At 73.5% G+C, this 16,484-nt stretch carries 15 protein-coding genes; 8 read left to right on the top strand and 7 right to left on the bottom strand.

The genetic code is table 11. From position 1 onward, the window contains the following. Positions 1-58 precede the first annotated feature (58 nt). The 4 genes from ABZ135_RS22630 (at position 59) to ABZ135_RS22615 (ending at position 4,319) form a co-directional block, all read left to right on the top strand. On the top strand, positions 59-973 hold the full coding sequence (locus ABZ135_RS22630; RefSeq protein WP_356698023.1) for a diiron oxygenase: 915 nt from the start codon (positions 59-61) through the stop codon (positions 971-973). 53 nt (positions 974-1,026) lie between these two features. Then, positions 1,027-2,667: an FAD-dependent oxidoreductase gene (locus ABZ135_RS22625; RefSeq protein ID WP_356698022.1), complete on the top strand. Its 1,641-nt coding sequence runs from the start codon at positions 1,027-1,029 to the stop codon at positions 2,665-2,667. 109 nt (positions 2,668-2,776) lie between these two features. Further along, on the top strand, positions 2,777-3,721 hold the full coding sequence (locus ABZ135_RS22620; RefSeq protein WP_356698021.1) for a universal stress protein: 945 nt from the start codon (positions 2,777-2,779) through the stop codon (positions 3,719-3,721). A 193-nt stretch (positions 3,722-3,914) separates the two neighbouring features. Further along, complete coding sequence (locus ABZ135_RS22615) at positions 3,915-4,319, top strand: STAS domain-containing protein (protein ID WP_356698020.1); 405 nt, start codon at positions 3,915-3,917, stop codon at positions 4,317-4,319. Between the two features lie 38 nt (positions 4,320-4,357). Here the strand turns inward: ABZ135_RS22615 and ABZ135_RS22610 are convergent, their stop codons facing one another. The 6 genes from ABZ135_RS22610 to ABZ135_RS22585 form a co-directional block, all read right to left on the bottom strand. Further along, the gene (locus ABZ135_RS22610) at positions 4,358-5,083 is read right to left on the bottom strand and encodes a GNAT family N-acetyltransferase (RefSeq protein ID WP_356698019.1); all 726 of its coding nucleotides are present in this window, start codon (positions 5,081-5,083) and stop codon (positions 4,358-4,360) included. A 261-nt stretch (positions 5,084-5,344) separates the two neighbouring features. Beyond that, positions 5,345-6,046, bottom strand: coding sequence for an RNase H family protein (locus tag ABZ135_RS22605; RefSeq protein WP_356698018.1), 702 nt, complete (start codon positions 6,044-6,046; stop codon positions 5,345-5,347). Beyond that, on the bottom strand, positions 6,043-7,005 hold the full coding sequence (locus ABZ135_RS22600; protein ID WP_356698051.1) for an adenosine kinase: 963 nt from the start codon (positions 7,003-7,005) through the stop codon (positions 6,043-6,045). The genes ABZ135_RS22605 and ABZ135_RS22600 overlap by 4 nt, the downstream gene beginning before the upstream one ends. A 93-nt stretch (positions 7,006-7,098) precedes the next feature. Next, positions 7,099-8,460: a radical SAM protein gene (locus tag ABZ135_RS22595; protein WP_356698017.1), complete on the bottom strand. Its 1,362-nt coding sequence runs from the start codon at positions 8,458-8,460 to the stop codon at positions 7,099-7,101. A 183-nt stretch (positions 8,461-8,643) separates the two neighbouring features. Continuing rightward, the gene (locus tag ABZ135_RS22590) at positions 8,644-9,558 is read right to left on the bottom strand and encodes an AAA family ATPase (protein ID WP_356698016.1); all 915 of its coding nucleotides are present in this window, start codon (positions 9,556-9,558) and stop codon (positions 8,644-8,646) included. A 2-nt stretch (positions 9,559-9,560) separates the two neighbouring features. Then, positions 9,561-10,778 (bottom strand): T4 RnlA family RNA ligase, encoded by a 1,218-nt coding sequence (locus ABZ135_RS22585; protein WP_356698015.1) that lies wholly within the window; start codon positions 10,776-10,778, stop codon positions 9,561-9,563. Positions 10,779-11,042: 264 nt separating this feature from the next. Between ABZ135_RS22585 and ABZ135_RS22580 the strand changes: the two genes are divergently transcribed. After that, complete coding sequence (locus ABZ135_RS22580) at positions 11,043-11,210, top strand: hypothetical protein (protein ID WP_356698014.1); 168 nt, start codon at positions 11,043-11,045, stop codon at positions 11,208-11,210. A gap of 16 nt (positions 11,211-11,226) precedes the next feature. After that, complete coding sequence (locus tag ABZ135_RS22575; RefSeq protein WP_356698013.1) at positions 11,227-11,898, top strand: methyltransferase domain-containing protein; 672 nt, start codon at positions 11,227-11,229, stop codon at positions 11,896-11,898. Positions 11,899-11,936: 38 nt separating this feature from the next. Here ABZ135_RS22575 and ABZ135_RS22570 read toward each other — a convergent pair whose 3' ends face one another. Then, the gene (locus tag ABZ135_RS22570) at positions 11,937-13,979 is read right to left on the bottom strand and encodes a prolyl oligopeptidase family serine peptidase (RefSeq protein WP_356698012.1); all 2,043 of its coding nucleotides are present in this window, start codon (positions 13,977-13,979) and stop codon (positions 11,937-11,939) included. A gap of 183 nt (positions 13,980-14,162) precedes the next feature. On the opposite strand from ABZ135_RS22570, the gene ABZ135_RS22565 reads away from it, so the two are divergent. Together ABZ135_RS22565 and ABZ135_RS22560 are read left to right on the top strand one after the other, a co-directional pair. After that, entirely contained in the window at positions 14,163-15,056 is an 894-nt protein-coding gene (locus ABZ135_RS22565) for a PRC and DUF2382 domain-containing protein (protein WP_356698011.1), read from the top strand. 274 nt (positions 15,057-15,330) lie between these two features. After that, entirely contained in the window at positions 15,331-16,338 is a 1,008-nt protein-coding gene (locus ABZ135_RS22560) for an SGNH/GDSL hydrolase family protein (RefSeq protein WP_356698010.1), read from the top strand. Positions 16,339-16,484 lie beyond the last annotated feature (146 nt).

Below are 16,484 nucleotides of genomic sequence, written 5' to 3'. Positions count from 1 at the left end.
AGACACCGCGTCTAACAAGCGACCGTTTCCGCCCCCGAGGTGACCGAGGAGCCGCACCATGGCAAGCAGCACCGTCCAGCCCGCGGACCAGGCCCGCCAGCCCGAGCGCGAGGCTGCCCGCCGCCTGCTGGAGTCCTCCGCGAAGCTCTCGTACGACCCCGCGACCGAGGTGGACTGGGACACTCCGCTCGACAAGGACTTCCACGGACTGAGCCCCGAGTGGAGCACTCTCTACGGCACCCGCTACTGGCAGGAGCTGACCGAGGCCCAGCGCAAGGAGCTGACCCGCCAGGAGTCCGCGTCGGTCGCCAGCACCGGCATCTGGTTCGAGATGATCCTGCAGCAGATGGTGCTCCGGGACATGTACGCCAAGGACCCGACCGACCCGCGCTTCCAGTGGGCCCTGACGGAGATCGCCGACGAGTGCCGGCACTCGATCATGTTCGGCCGGGGCGCGGCCAAGCTCGGGGCCCCCGCCTACCGGCCGCCGCGCTTCGTCCGCGAGCTCGGCCGGGCGTTCAAGACGCTGGCGGTCGGCGAGGCGGCGTACGCGTCGATCCTCGTCGCCGAGGAGGTCCTGGACGTCATGCAGCGCGACTGGATGCGCGACGAGCGGGTCGTCCCCTTCGTCCGGACCATCAACAACATCCATGTCGTGGAGGAGTCGCGGCACATGAAGTTCGCGCGCGAGGAGACCCGCGCCCGGCTCCGCAAGGCCGGCCCGCTGCGCCGCCACCTCCAGGCGCTCGTGGTCTCCATCGCCTCGTACTTCATCGTCACCAGCATGGTCAACCGCGAGGTGTACGCCAACGCCGGACTCGACGTGGAGCGGGCCCTCGCCGAGGCGCGGGCCAACGAGCACCACAAGGCCCTGATGCGGTCGAGCTGTTCGGGCCTGATGGAGTTCCTCGCCTCGGCGCGGCTGCTCACCCGCCCCGCCGTCGCCGTCTACCGGCGCGCGCACCTCATCTGAGCCGCAGACCCCGCCCGACCGCCCGCCCCGGAACCCCGCGAGCTGACGACGACATGACCTACGCCATCACCCAGACCTGCTGCAACGACGCCACCTGCGTCGCCGTCTGCCCGGTCAACTGCATCCACCCGACGCCCGACGAGCCGGACTTCGGCCGCACCGAGATGCTGTACATCGATCCGAAGTCCTGCATCGACTGCGGTGCCTGCGCCGACGCGTGCCCCGTCGACGCGATCTTCCCGGCGGACTCCCTCTCCGCCGGGCAGCAGGACTACGCCGCCGTGAACGCCGCCTTCTACGAGCAGCGTCCCTCGCGGCCCGCGCCGGAGGACGGCCCCGTCTTCCACGCCTGGGGCGCACCGTCCTTCCCGCGCACCCTGCCCGCCGACTTCGCGCCGATCCGGGTCGCCGTCGTCGGCACGGGGCCGGCCGGCATGTACGCCGCCGAGGACCTGCTCCTGCACACCAACGCCGAGGTGACCCTGGTCGACCGGCTGCCGGTGGCCGGCGGCCTCGTACGGTACGGGGTGGCACCGGACCACCCGGCGACGAAGCGGATCGGCGACACCTTCGCCCGGTTCCACACGCACCCCCGGGTACGGATGTACCTCGGCGTCGACGTCGGTACGGACGTCACGGCGGAGGAACTGGCCGCGCACCACCACGCCGTCGTGTACGCGGTCGGCGCGGCGGCCGACCGGCGCCTCGGCATCCCCGGCGAGGACCTGCCCGGCAGTGTCTCCGCCACGGCCTTCGTCGCCTGGTACAACGCCCACCCCGAGGTCGCGCCGGACGCGATCGACCTGTCGGGCACCGAGCGGGTCGTGGTGGTCGGTACCGGGAACGTCGCCCTGGACGTCGCCCGCATCCTGGTCTCGGACCCCGAGGCGCTGGCCGCGACGGACATCGCGGACCACGCGCTCGCCGCGCTGCGGGCCTCCGCCGTGCGCGAGGTGGTGCTGCTCGCCCGGCGGGGCCCCGAGGACGTGTCCTGCACCGCGCCCGAACTCCTCGCCCTCGGCAGGCTCCCGGGCGTGCGCCTGGTCGTCGACGACCACGACCCGCGCGTCTGGGAGGCCGTGGCCGGCGCGGCGCCGCACGAGAAGGCGGCGCTCCTCCGGGACGCCGAGCGCGAGCGCGTGGAGTGGACGGCGGCACCGGGGCCGGAGCGGCGCATCGTCTTCCGCTTCCACTCCGCACCCGAGGAGATCCTCGGCGGGGCGGTGCGCGTGACGGGCGCCACCGGTCCGGTCGAGATCCCGGCGGGAGTGGTGCTGCGGGCGGTGGGCTATCGCGGACTTCCGGTCGCGGGGCTGCCGTTCGACGAGACGACCGGCACGGTCCCGCACCGGGGCGGGCGGGTCGAGGGACGGCCCGGCAGCTACGTCGTCGGCTGGATCAAGCGCGGCCCCTCGGGCGGCATCGGGGCCAACCGGACCTGTGCGGCCGAGACCGTGGGCACGCTCCTGGCCGACGCCGTCGACGGCGCCCTGCCGGTGCCGACGGGCACGGCGCGCGCCTTCGACCGGCTGGCCCGGGGACGCGCCCGGCAGGTGGTCGACGCGCGCGGGCTCGCCGCGATCGAGCGGGCGGAGCGGGCGCGGGGCGAGGAGACGGGCCGGCCGCGCGTGAAGCTGGGGACGGTGCCCGACCTGGTCGCCGCCGCCCGGAGCCGGCGCCGGCTGCTGCGCTGAACAGAGGGGCGCGGGGTCCACTCCCGTGCCCCCTTCGCCCCTTCCCCTCGCTCACACGCGCGGCGTGGCATCCGGAAAGGTCCGGAAGGTCCCGGTATGAGTGCCAAGCATGAGCGAGCAAGCACGCGAGCAGTCACGCGAGAGATCGGCCGTCGTGGTGGGCGTCGACGGTTCCGAGCACAGCCGGCGGGCCCTGGAGTGGGCGCTGGGTGCCGCCCGCCGCCTGAAGGCCCCGCTCACCGTGGCTCATGTGCGTTCCGACGCGCTGCAGCTCGGCAGCGCCCGGATCGCCTCGCTGGGTACGGAGCCGACGCTTCCGGACACGGTCGTGGACGCCCTCGCCCTGGAGGTCGGCCCGCGTGCCGAGGGCCTCGACGTGCGGTACGCCTCGCTGGACGGGTCCGTCGTGGACGCCCTGTCGGAGGCGGCCCGCGACGCGCGGCTCCTGGTGGTCGGTTCACGGGGGCGGGGCGGCTTCACGAGCCTGCTCCTCGGCTCGACCAGCCGGACCCTGGCCGCGTCGGCGCCCTGCCCGGTGGTCGTGGTGCCGCACGAGGCGCGGGCCGCCTCCCTGGAGAGCGGGTCCGGAGCGGGCCGGGTGCTCCTCGGGCTGCACCCCGAGGAGACCCCGGACGAGGTCGTCGACTTCGCCTTCCGGGCCGCACGGTCGCGCGGGGTGCCGCTGGAGGTGGTGACCGCCTATCCGGTGCCGCCCTCCCCCGCGCTGCTGATCGGCGCGCCGGCGCCCGCGCTCCAGGTGCCGCCGCCGATGCCCGACGAGACGCCGGACCTGGTGGACGCCACGGCCCGCCACCAGGAGGAGCGGCTGCGGCCCTTCACCGAGCGCCATCCGGAGGTCGAGGTGATCCCGGCCGTCACGCCGGCCGACGCGGCCGGCCGCCTGGTCGAGGACTCCCATGACGCCGGCCTGCTCGTCGTGGGCCGCCACCGCAGGCACCGGGTCGAGGCGCTGCTCGTCGGCTCGGTCACCCATGCCGTGCTGCACCACGCGGCCTGTCCGGTCGCCGTGGTGCCGCCCCTGGCGAAACCCTGAGGCCGCCGGTGAGGCGAACCGGGCCCGCGCCCCGCCGTGCGCCGTCGCGTGAGCCCGGGCAGCGCCCGAGCAGGAGCGGGCGGGAATGCGCCGCTTTCACCTCTTCGGGTGATGGCGGATGTGGAGAAACGTGTCTTCCTCCGGACCCGCCACGACCCTCGATGCACGGGGACCGATCCAGTGGAGCGTGTCCATGCATCTGATCCGACGCGGCGATCCGCATCTGGCCGTCCGGTCGAGCGAGGACCTGACCACGGTCGAGCTGTACGGCGAGCTCGACCTGGTGCTGGTCCAGCGCGTCCGGCCCGAACTCGACGTGCTGGCCCGCGAGGCGGCCGCACTCGCCGTCGACCTGCGCCACGTCACGTTCTGCGACGCGTCGGGGCTCGGGCTCCTGGTGCGCTGTGCGCAGCGCGTGCAGGGGCGGGGCGCGGTCTGGCGCCTGGTGTGCGACCAGCCGATGATCCTGCGCCTGGTGCGGCTCGCCGGGCTCGACGACGTACTGCGGCCGTCGCCGCCCGCCCCGCCGGGCCCGTCCCCCGGGGACGACGGGCCTCCAGGGCAGCGCGCGGGCCTGCCGGGGCGGCTGCCGGTGTGACCGGCGGTGGCCGCCGCCCCGGCCGGGGCGGTACGGGGTCAGGCGGGGAGCAGCTCGCCCGCGCCGCCGTGCTCGCGCGTCTCGCCGGGGAAGGCGGACGGGTGTCCGGCCGGCGGTCGCAGGCCCGGCAGCCGGAGCTCGATGATGCTCCGGACGGCCGACCACTCCTCGTCGAGGACGGAGTAGAACGCGGTGTCGCGGACCACTCCGTCCAGGCCGCGCGAGTGGGCCCGGCGGACGCCTTCGCAGGTGGCGCCGAGCCGTTCGATCGCGACCCGGGAGCGGGTGTTGCGGGCGTCGGCGCGCATCGAGATCCTGCGGACGCCCCAGGTCTCGAAGGCGTGCCGCAGCATGAGGTACTTGGCCTCGGTGTTGACGCCGGTGCCGCGTGCCTCGGCCGAGATCCAGGTGTTCCCGATCTCGGCCGCGTCGGGCACGGCGGTGAGCGGGTCGCCGTGCGGCACGCCGGTGACCGGCGGCCACACCAGGGGCCCGCGCCAGTAGTCGAGTTCCAGGAAGCGGGTGGACCCGAGGACCCGGCCGGTCAGCGGATTCACCAGGGCGAAGGGCAGCGCCTTGCCCGCCGCCTGTTCGGCGAGGGCACGGGCGATGTAGTCGCAGGAGGCGTCGAGGCCGTGGGGCACGGCGGTGTAGGAGTAGGACGCACGATCCAGTGCGCCCGCCCAGGCGATGCCCTCGGCGTGGCGCATGGCCAGCGGCTCCAGGCGCACGGTGCGCCCGGCAAGGACTACAGGTACTGGCACGGAACCTCGGGTCTTTCACGGGCAGGGGTCATCGCACGCCGGATCGCGGCGGGATGAAGGGGTGAGGTTCTCGTCCGGTGCCGCCCCCTTCGCCGAAGGGCAGACAGGCGACTGAAACGGTTCGTCACCGGTGCGAGGAGGAACAGTATGCAGCCCCGAGCGCCCGGAGAACAGAACCCCACACGAACCCGAGCGCACAGCCGGGTGAATGTCCGGTTCACCCCGATCCCGCGTTCGACCCGAGGGGTCCCCGCCGATGCCCTAGGAAGCGGTGTCCGCGCAGGTCGGATGGCCCCAGCCGTCCGGATTCTTCATGATCGTCTCGCCCTTTCCGTACGGCTGTCCGCAGCGGCACCTGCCGGGGAAGCGGGCCTTGAGCGTGGGCCCCGAGGAACCCGAGCCCGCGCGCCTCGGCCGGGCGGTGCCGGCGGAGGCCCTGGGGGCGCGCTTGGCGGCCGGGCGGGCGGAGCCGGGCTCGGGCGGCGGCAGCGGTGAGCCGGCGGCGGACCCGGCGGGCTCCTGGGTGCGGGCGCTGTGGCTGGCGGCCCGGTCGGCGGCGTCGTTGAGCGGGTCGCCGTCGACCTGGTGGGCGGGCGTGTAGACGAATTCCACGCGCCGGTCGGCGAGCAGTTCGTCGATGGCCACCACCAGTTCCTTGTTGGCGACCGGGGTGCCCGCCGAGGTCTTCCAGCCCTTGCGGCGCCAGCCGGGCAGCCAGGTGGTGACGGCCTTCATCGCGTACTGGGAGTCCATCCGCACCTCGGCGGGGACGGCGGGGTCGAGCCGCTCCAGGAGCCGTAGCAGCGCGGTGAGTTCGGCCACGTTGTTGGTCGCCGTGCCGAGCGGGCCGGCCTCCCAGTGGGCGACCTCGCCGCCCTCGGTCCCGATGACCCAGGCCCAGGCGGCGGGCCCGGGGTTCCCCTTGGAGGCGCCGTCACACGCCGCGATGATCTTCTCTGTCATCCCTCGATCCTGACATGCCCCGGGACCGCCGGGGGACCACCCTCGGCGGCGGCCTGGCGGGCCACCCCGGCGGCCAGGGCGTCCCGCCCGATGGCCTCGGTACGGGTGGAGGGCACGGTGCAGGCGTAGGCACCGGCCACCACGCCGTGCCGGGCGCACGTCGAGGCGTCCGCTCCGGCCAGCCACGCGTACAGGAAGCCGGCGGCGAAGGCGTCGCCGGCACCGTTGGAGTCGACGACGGGGGCGGGCGGGGTGGCGGCGGGGACGTGGAGCAGCGCGTCGTCCGGGCCGGTCAGGAGGTAGGCGCCGGCGGCGCCCGCGGTGCCGACGACCACGGAGGCGCGGCCGCGGGCGGCGATGTCCCGCAGGGTGCGCTCGGGGTCGTCGAGCGCGGTCGTGGACAGGAACACGATGTCGGCGGCGAGCGCGAAGGGCTCGTGGTAGGCGGAGCGGCCGTCCCAGTCGTGCAGGTCGGTCGAGATCGTGACGCCCGCCTCGCGCAGCACGGGCAGGGCGTGGGCGCAGGGCTGGGTGAGGGAGACGTGGGCGTGCCGGCTGCGGGCGGCGAGGGCCTTGACGGTCCGCGGGGGCAGCCGGTCGTCGTCGTGGCCGCGGGTGGCGTCGTAGAGGGAGAGCCGGCGCCCGTCGGGGCCGACGAGGTTGACGGCCCGCTTGGTGCCGGCGGGCTGCCGCACCTCGGTGAGCGGGATGCCCTGGTCGCGGTGGAAGGCGCGCACGAGGTCGCCCTCGGGGTCGGCGCCGATCATGTCGAGGTGATGGGTGCGCAGCCCGAGGCGGTGCAGCCCGAGGGCGACGAAGTCGCCGGTCTGTCCCGCCCGGGTCTCGATGCCGGGCCGGATCATGTGGCTGTCGGCGTAGGGCAGGGGCAGTTCGGGGACGTGGACGATGGTGTCGACGCCCGCTCCGCCGAGGACGAGGACGTCGATGAGGACGTCGATGTCGGACCCGGGGCCGGGCCGGCCGGGGCCGCTGTCGTGGGGGCTGCTCATGCGGGCAGTCAAACAGCGGCCACCGACGGCCTGCAAGATCCTTCAGTTGTTTTCCGCAAGACTCGGGGAGGAGGCCCCGGTGTCCGTGGTGTCGGCCGCCGGGAGGCTGTCCATGAAGGAGCTCACGGAGAAGACCGCGCGGCCGGGGCCCGCCGGGCCGTAGCCGGGGGGCGAGCTCAGGCCGTGGGACTCCATGGTGGCCCGGTAGGCGTCGAGGAGCCGGATGTGGTACTCCAGCGGGGCTCCGGCCGGGTTGGCCTTGCCGAGCGGTGTGGTGGGCTCCGGGCACCAGGTGGTGAAGCGGGGCGTGATGCCGCGGGACATGAAGTACTCGAGGCCCTCCGTGGTCGAGGCGATCGCCTCGTCGACCGTCGTGAAGCCGAAGGGCTCGGCCATCTCCACGCCCGCCACGAAGTTGGGGATGACGTTGCGCGGGCCGAAGACCTCCGCGGAGTCGAGGATGCGGCGGTGCCACTCGTCGCGGCCGACGTAGCGCTCCTTGCCGGGGCAGTACAGCTCGAACAGACGGCGGTCCCACACCTCGTAGTTGGGGTGGTAGATCTGGATGCCGTAGTCCTTGAAGCGCTGCACGTCGGCCTTGGGCAGGGCCTGGGCGACGACCTTGCCGATCCAGCGGCCGGGGAAGCGCTCCTCGATGGCCTGGGCGTACTGCCCGTAGAAGTCGGCCTCGTCCTTGCCCGCGACGCGGGAGGTGACGGCGCCTCCGGTGAGGGTGTACGCGGTCGAGGCGCCGGCCGTGTCGTACTTGTCGATGATCTCCAGCGCCTCCAGGACCTCCTCCACCGGCTTGACCCCGGTGTAGGGGCGGCCGGCGGCCTTGTGCTGGCGCCAGTTGTGGTTGATGTCGCAGTACTGGCACTCCTCCTTGGCGCCGAAGTACTGGCAGACCCGGAAGACGGTCAGATAGATCAGATAGCCCCACTGGATGGTGGGGGCGACCTCCATCACCGACTTCCCGTTGGCGAGGGTGTGCCGGTAGTACTCCGGCATCGGTGGCAGGCCGACGTCGGCGATGCGGCGTCCGTCGAGGTAGAGCCCGAGCAGGCCGTCCTCGCCCGCCGCGACCCGGTACGGCGAGGTGGGGTTCACGCGGACGGAGACCACGGTGCGGCGCAGCTCGTACGGGCCGCCGGTGAGGACGATCTCCTCCGGCGGGCGGCGCAGCGCGGCCTGGCCGAGCTCGGGCAGGGTGCGGTGGTCGAAGGAGAAGATGAAGTACGACTTGGGCTTGACCTCGCCGGACGCCTCGTCGCCGGACTCGGTGAGCGCCGAGTCGTCGAAGGCGATGCCGCCGCGCAGGAGGTCTTCCTTGATCACCGCCTCCTTCGGGACGTGCGGGAAGCGGTGCATGAGGTCTTCGACCTCGTCGGTGCGGCGGATCATGCGCGAATACATCTCCTCGGTCGTGCGGTCACGAGCGTGGTGGGCCACCGTCCACCCTAGGACGGCGCCGCGGCGGCCGGCATCCGGCCCCGGTCGCGGCCGTGCTCCGTCTCCGGGCGGGCCGCCCGGGCGCCCTCGGCGTGCCGGACCGCCCGCGGCGGCACCTCCCTGGGGAACGGCCGTCTAGAAGTTGCCGTAGTTGACCTGCCAGGTGGGCAGGCCCATCCGGCGCCAGACGGCGACGACCCGGTCGCGGTCGTCGAGCGAGACGCGGACCGCGTAGCGGTGGCGGACGTGCGCGTCGAAGAGCTCGGCCTTGACGAGGTCGTCGGAGCGGCCGTCGTCGGAGGGCCGCATCCACAGCTCGTCGTACGGCACGCCGTGCCGCTCCAGCCATGTCTCCGTCATCTCCCGGTGGTCCTCGCTGCGGCCGGAGAGCAGCACGATCCGGTCCTGGTGGGAGCCGCGGAAGGCGCGCAGGGCGTCGCGGACGGGGACGTTGAGGAGATCGAGGTCACAGCGGGTGAAGTCGTACGGTCCGCGGTCGCCGCGCAGCGCGAGGGTGCCGTCGATGTCGCAGAGGACGGCGGAGGGCAGAGCGGTGTCGGGGACGTAGGGGGTGGCGGCGGGGCGGTCGTTGAGCCAGTCGTCGGTGAGGCGCCAGCCGCCGCGGGTGGCCTTGGCGTGCTTGTCGGCGAGGATGCGGATGATCTCCTCGCCGACGGGCCGCGCACGGGCGGCGTCGCGGCGGACGCACTCGTCGACGGGTACGTCGGTGAAGTCGTGCACGACGAAGGTCGCCTCGCGGCCCGCCAGCGCGGCCTTGAGACGGCGCGGGATGTGCGGGGTGAGGTGGGTGTTGTCGACGACGACGTCGAAGCCGTCGTCGACGGCGGCGCGGATCGCCGCGTCCTGGATGCCGAGGACGGTCTGCTCGTGGGCGTGCGAGCGGCGGTCGCCGCCCGGCAGGTCGAGCATGGTGCGCAGGTCGTCGAGGTTGACGCGGCGCATCCGGCCCTCGGACCGCTCCTGCAGGGCGCGGGCGGCGGTCGTCTTGCCGGAGGCCGGCAGTCCGGTCATGACATGGACCAGGGGCACGGTCAGTTCTCCTCGTCGGTGGTGAAGGGGTCGGCGGCCTCGGGGCGCAGCTCGCGCCAGACGAGGAGGTCGGTCGGGCGCCCGTCGAGGCGCAGGAAGAGGGCGGAGCGCAGGCGCGGGTCGGGCAGTTCGCGGGCGGCCCGCGCGAAGGCGCGGCGGTCGCCGGCGAGGTGGGCGAGGGAGGCGTATGCCTCGTCGACGGCACGGGTACGGGCGGCGAAGTCCTCCTCCAGGCGGGCGATCACGGATCGTACCCAGGCGTCGAACTCGTCGGGCACCTGCTCCAGGAGGGCGTCGAGCGGACGTCCGCCCTGGGAGCGGATGCCGCCGAGTTCGGCCTGGGAGAGGCCGAGGCCCTGGGCGAGGGTCTTGGCGGACATGCCGGCGAAGCGCTGGATGCCGTGGCCGCGCCAGATGTCCCGTTCGGTGACGCCGGTGAGGACCTTGTGGAGCCGTACGTACTCGGAGATCTTGGCCTTGGCGCGGACGCCGGAGGCGAAGCGGAGGACGAAGCCCTCGGCGTCGGTGCCGGTGGCGGGGCTGCCGTCGGGCAGGGTGTTCGTCTCCGTCAGCTTCAGCAGGGCGTCGAGCGGCATGGGCGGGTGGACGGTGACGACCGAGCCGATGCCCCGCCAGGCGGTCGCGGCCTCGGCGAGCGGCGTCTCGGTGCCGTCGGGGCCGAACGCGGCGAGCAGGACGAGGTCCCTGCGGTCGCCGTAGTCCACGACGATACGATTCTGCGGGTAGACGATCTCCGCGAGGTACGTGGTCCCGGGCACCAGCGCCGAGGTGTCGGCGCCGTCGAGGTGCCGCTGCGCCCAGGTGGCCTGGGTGCTGATGAAGGAGCCCTTGGAGGCGACCCGCCACCGGCCGTCGTAGTGGAACACCACGCCGAGGCTGCCGTCCACCTTCTCGTACACCTCGAACGGCTCGTCGGGCAGCGCCGGCGCGTAGGGGCGGCCGGTCTCGTGCTCGGAGACGTTGAAGAACTTGGGCAGCGGCAGGGCGACGATCCGGCCGGTGCTGTCGTCGGCGACGAGTCCCCGGCAGCGGGTGGTGACGCTGTTCCAGACGCCTTCGTACTGACAGGTCCGCGTGTACGTGTAGATCGACAGCGGCAGCTCGGGGTGTGACTTGCGGGTCACGTGCCCGGCTTCGACGGCGGCGGCCAGCTCGTGCGGCGGCAGCAGCGCGTCGAGAGTCAGGTGGGCCTGGCTCATGGGGTTTCCCTCCCGGTTTCGAGGGGGCCCATTCTTCTGCCCCGCGCCCGCTCCGACCAGCGAATTAGCTCGCGGACCGGTGGACTTGGCCGGTGCGGTGCCGGCGGTGTTCCGGTGCGGTGTCCGGCGGGGTGCCCCGGCGGAGGGCCGGGCGCGGCCGGCCGGGGCGGGGTCCGGCATCCGGGCCGGTGCCCGGCGCTGTCCGACGGGCCCCGTAGACTCGCCGCCCGAAGAACGTCGCGGAAAGCCGAGGAAGCGAGCGCAATGAATTACGCGGACACCACCGCCCCCATCTACTCCGAGCTCATACGCGAGCAGGGGGACGTTCCCGGGGACGTACGCCGGACCGCCGAAGAAGTGCTGCGCGACCTCAGCCGTGTGATCCAGATGCCGCCGGCCGGACTGGGCCCGGCCGGCGCGCCGATGCAGTAGGAGGGAGTCCGTCGGCATGACGGATACCGGCGGGACGACGGGCGGGGCGGGCACGCCCGGCCATGAGCGCGTGCGGCGCGGTTACGACGCCGTGGCCGAGGAGTACCGCGCCCGCATCGGCGGGGAGCTGGACGGCAAGCCGCTCGACCGGGCGCTCCTCGCCGCGCTGTGCGAGCAGGCCGGTGACGGAGCCGTGCTCGCCGACCTGGGCTGTGGCCCCGGGCACGTCGCCGCGTGGCTGGCCGGCCGAGGGTGCGCGGTGGTCGGGGTGGACCTGTCCCCCGCCATGGTCGCGATCGGCCGCGAGCGGCACCCCGAGGTCGCGTTCCGCGAGGGCGACCTGCTGCGGCTGCCCGCCCGGGACGGGGAGTTCGACGGCGCCGTCGCGCTCTACTCCCTCATCCACCTCTCCCCCGCCGAGCTCGGGCCCGCCCTCGCCGAGATCCACCGGGTCCTGCGCCCCGGCGGCCCGCTGCTGGTCTCCTTCCACCGGGGCACCGGGGTGAGAAACCTCACCGAGTGGTGGGGGCACCAGGTGGACATCGACTTCCACCACCTGGAGCCCGCGACCGTCGCCGCCGCCCTGCGCGAGGCCGGGTTCCTGATCGAGGCCGAGCTGGAGCGGGCGCCGTATCCGCACGAGGCGGAGACCCGGCGCTGTTATCTGCTGGCCCGCCGCGCGGACTGACACGGCGGGACTCACCGCACCGCGCCGTGTGCGTCGCGTCAGCCGTTGCGCGCGCCGAGCGTCCGCCAGAGGAAGGTGTGCTCCAAGGCGCTGTTGTGGGCGACCTGTTCGTGGTCGGTGGCCCCGGCGTGGCCGCCGGACAGGGTCTCGTGCAGCAGCACCCGGTGCCCGAGCTCGCGCAGTCGCGCGGCGGCCTTGCGGGCGTGCCCGGGGTGGACCCGGTCGTCGCGGGTCGAGGTGGTGAGCAGCACGGGCGGGTAGGGCCGGTCGGCGGTGAGCCGGTGGTACGGCGAGAGCTCGGCCAGGTGCGGCCGGTCGGCGGGGTCGTCGGGGTCTCCGTACTCGGCGGTCCAGCTCGCTCCGGCGAGCAGGGTGTGGAAGCGCAGCATGTCGAGCAGCGGGACGTGGGCGACGATCGCGCCGAACAGTTCGGGGCTGCGGACCAGCATCGCGCCCATGAGCAGACCGCCGTTGCTGGCGCCGGTGATGCCGAGCCGGTCGGGGGTGGTGATGCCCCGGGCGACGAGATCGCGGGCGACGGCCTCGAAGTCCTCGTAGGCGCGGTGCCGGTCGGCCTTGAGGGCACTGCGGTGCCAGCGGGGGCCGTACTCGCCGCCGCCGCGGATGCCGGCCACCACGTACGTACCGCCGCGGGCGAGCCAGGCCCGGCCGCGCACGCTGTCGTACGAGGGGGTGAGGGCGACCTCGAAGCCGCCGTACCCGGTGAGCAGGGTGGGGGCGGGGTGGTCGGTGCCGCCGACGACGGTGTACGGGACGCGGGTGCCGTCGGCGGAGCGGGCGAAGTACTGACGGGCGGTCAGGCCGGTCGCGTCGAAGCGCTCGGGCGCCTGTTTGATCGGCTCGCCGGGCAGGCCGATCTCGCCGCGGTGCAGGGTGGTCGGCCGGAGGTGGCCGGTGAGGGAGAGGAAGTACTCGTCACCGGTGTCCGGGTCGGTGTCGGTCAGGGTGGCGGAGACGAGCGGCGGGACGTCGGCGAGCTCGCCGCGCTCCCATCGGCCGGTGGCGTCGTCCGGGGTGAGGACGTGGATGCGGCTGGAGACGTCCTCGAGGGTCTCGACGATCAGGTGGTTGCGGGTCCAGGCGTGACCGGCGAGGGCCGTGCGCTCGTCGGGGGCGAACAGCACGTCGGGTTCCCGCCGGCCGGCGAGGAAGTCGTCGAGGCGGAAGGCGAGCAGGGAGCCTTCGGGCTGCCCGAGCCAGGGCCGCTTGGGGGTGACGAGGAGCCATGCGCGGTGCACGGAGGTGTCGGCGTCGTCGGGGACGTCGATCCGGCGCAGCTCGCCCTCCGCGGTGAGCAGATAAGTGTCGTGGTGCCAGAAGTCGCGGTAGCGGACGACGAAGTCGCGCTCGAAGCCCTCGGTGGGGTCGTGCCAGGCGGAGACGGCGAGGTCCGACTCGGCGACCTCGTGGACGAGTTCGGCCTCGGCGAGCGGGGTGCCGCGGCGCCAGCGGCGGACGGTTCGGGGGTAGCCGGACGCCGTCATGGAGCCGGGGCCCTCGTCGGTGCCGACGAAGACGTGGTCCTCGTCGATCCAGCCGATGTCGGTCTTCGCCTCGGGCAGTCGGAAGCCGTCCGTGACGAAGGCCCGGTCCTGCAGGTCGTACTCCCGCACCACGACGGCGTCGCCGCCGCCCCGCGCGAGGCTGACGAGGGCCCGCCGGAACGCGGGCCGCAGGACCCGCGCCCCCGCCCACGTCCAGTCCTCGCCCTCCGTCTCGGCCAGTGCGTCGAGGTCGAGCAGCACGTCCCAGGAGGGCTCGTCGGTGCGGTACTCGTCCAGGGTGGTGCGGCGCCAGACGCCTCGGGTGTGCTCGGCGCTCTGCCAGAAGTTGTAGAGGTACGGGCCCCGGCGCGTGGTGTACGGGATCCGGTCGGGCGCGTCGAGCACCTCGCGCAGCTCGGTCACGAGCCCGGCGAACTCCTCGCCCCGCGCGAGCTCGGCCTCGGTCTCGGCGTTGCGCTCCCGCACCCAGGCGAGCGCGCGCTCGCCCTCGACCTCTTCGAGCCACCGATAGGGATCGGTGTCGCTCTCGCGGGGATCGGTGTCGCTCTCGCTCACGCCCGGTGCTCCTCTTGTTCGTCCCGCTCGTCCACCGAAGGACGGTACACCTGCCCCGGACGGCCCTTTCGCTTCAACGATCAACTGGTCACAAGTCAACCAAATCAGGAGCAAGTCAGGCGTTTTCTCCCCCTATGAGGTGGTTAGCCGCAGGAGGACCGCGACAACGCCAGGAGGGTAAACATGATCGCCCAGGAACAGATCCCGACTGTGCTGGACCATCCCGTCTACGACGCGGAGGGCAAGAAGGTCGGCGAGGCCAAGCACGTCTTCGTCGACGACGTGACCGGGCGCCCCGAATGGGTCACCGTCAAGACCGGGATGTTCGGCAGGAGCGAGTCCTTCGTGCCCATCAAGGACGCTTCTCTGGTCGACGACCATCTGGAGGTCCCCTACCCCCAGGACCGGATCAAGGGAGCCCCGCACGTCGACGTCGACGGCGGCGGTCATCTCGACGCGAGCGAGGAGCAGCGCCTCTACGAGTACTACGGCATCGCGTGGGACGAGGCGTGGCAGCGTGCGAACCAGCCCGGTGAGGAAGGCTGGGCGGCGCAGGGCACCGCCGGTACGGCCGGAGCGGCGGGCACCGCCGGAGCGGCCGGCCTGAGCGACCGGCGCGGAGGCGGCCTCGGGGACGAGGACATGGGCATGGCCCGGACGGGCCGCGGGGTCGGCGACGACGCGATGACCCGGTCCGAGGAAGAGATGCACGTCGGCACCGAGCGGGTCGAGACCGGACACGTGCGGCTGCGCAAGTACGTCGTCACCGAGGACGTCCAGCAGACCATTCCGCTGCGTCACGAGGAGGTTCGCGTGGAGCGCGAGCCGATCACGGACGCGAACCGCGGCGAGGCCCTCTCCGGGCCGGAGATCGCCGAGGCCGAGCACGAGGTGATCCTGCACGAGGAGCGCCCCGTGGTCGAGACCAAGGCGGTCCCCGTCGAGCGGGTCCGTCTCCGCACGGACGAGGTCACGGACGAGGAGACCGTCACCGGTCGGATCCGCAAGGAGCGCATCGAGGTCGAGGGCGACGACGCCGGTGTCCTCCGGGACCCCGACGAGGGCCCCGGCAGGTGACGAGGTCGCACCGCCCGTACTGAACGCGGGCGTTGTCGGCACGGTGGGATCGTGAGCACGGCGAAGACCTCCGGTGCGGTGGAGGCGTGAGTCTTCACCGCACACGGAGGTCCTCGTCGTGCCCGGCACCCGGTCCGAGCCCGGGTGCCGGGCGAACCCGCTCGACCGCCCGGCAAACCCGGCGCGCCTCCGTGCGCCGCCGGATTCGCTCTCCCAGGTGGAGTCGGCGCCCGGGGACGCCTCGGGGCCGCCCGGCAGCCGTTGAATGTCCTTCATGAGGCTGACGAGGACGCTCTGCGCGGCGGCCGCGCTCCTGGTGGCGACGGCCGCCGGGACCGCCGCCCCCGCCGCCGGCGTGAACCCCCCGAAGATCCCCACCGTCTTCCTCGGCGACGCCTCCGTCGCCGGGTGGGGCATCGCTCCCGTCGACCCCGGCGGGCTGCTCTGCGTCCGCGCCCAGGAGAACCTTCCGGACGTCGTCGAGGACCAACTCGCCGACCAGGCCATCCTTCTGGACATCACCGCCGACGTGTCCTGCGCCGGGGCCGCCCTCCACCACGTGTGGGAGGAGCAGGACCTCGGCGGCGGCGCGAGAGCCGTACCGCAGAAGCGGGCCCTGACGAAGGAGACGCGACTGGTCGTGGCCGGCCTCGGGGCGGGAACCGCCGGCCTCGGACAGGTGCTGAAGCAGTGCTCGCAGCGGCTGCGCGGCACCGAGGGTTCCCATCTGCCGGACGCTCCCGTGGACGCCGCGTCGCCGGCCGGGAAGTGCGCCGCGTACTTCGCGAGCGGGGCCGGAGCCGACTGGCTGGAGCGGCGGTTCGAGCAGACGGGCAAGGACCTCGACAAGCTGTTCTCCGAGATCACCAGCGAGTCGCCCTCGGCCAAGGCGGTCCTCGTCGGCTATCCGCGGCTCGTCCCGAAGGACCGCGCCCGCTGCCGCGCCGCCCTGCCCGGCGGCACCGAACGGCCGCTCGCCGACGTGCCGGAGGCGGCGTGGGGCTTCCTCGACACCAAGGTGCAGGCCCGGCTCAACTCCCTGATGGCGGCCAAGGCGAAGGAGCACAAGGCCCACTTCGTCGACCTCTACGCGGCCACCGGCGCGGCCACGGCCTGCGACGGCACGGACCGGGCGGTCGGCGGACTGCTCGAACCGTCCGGGGTGACCCTGCTCCACCAGCGGCTGCCCTGGCTGCTCGCGGCCGACGAGACCGGCCGCGACGGCAACGGCGACACCGTCGCCCAGTCGATCGCCGCGATGTACGGGCACGGCCCCGCCTGATCCCGCAGGACCCGCCTGACACGGCGGCCGCGGCGACCTTGAGTGCATCGCCCGCGGGCGGGTAGCCGACGTCGTAGCCGCTTCTCACTCTTTTGCCGGATATGAATGATTTCCGGATGATGGGTTCGGTTAGTCAGGCTGGGAGG

The organism is Streptomyces sp. NPDC006339 (assembly GCF_040612775.1).
Classification (GTDB): Bacteria; Actinomycetota; Actinomycetes; order Streptomycetales; family Streptomycetaceae; genus Streptomyces.
The sequence above is the reverse complement of the archived record's forward strand: the minus strand, read 5'-3'. Positions and strand labels throughout refer to the sequence as shown.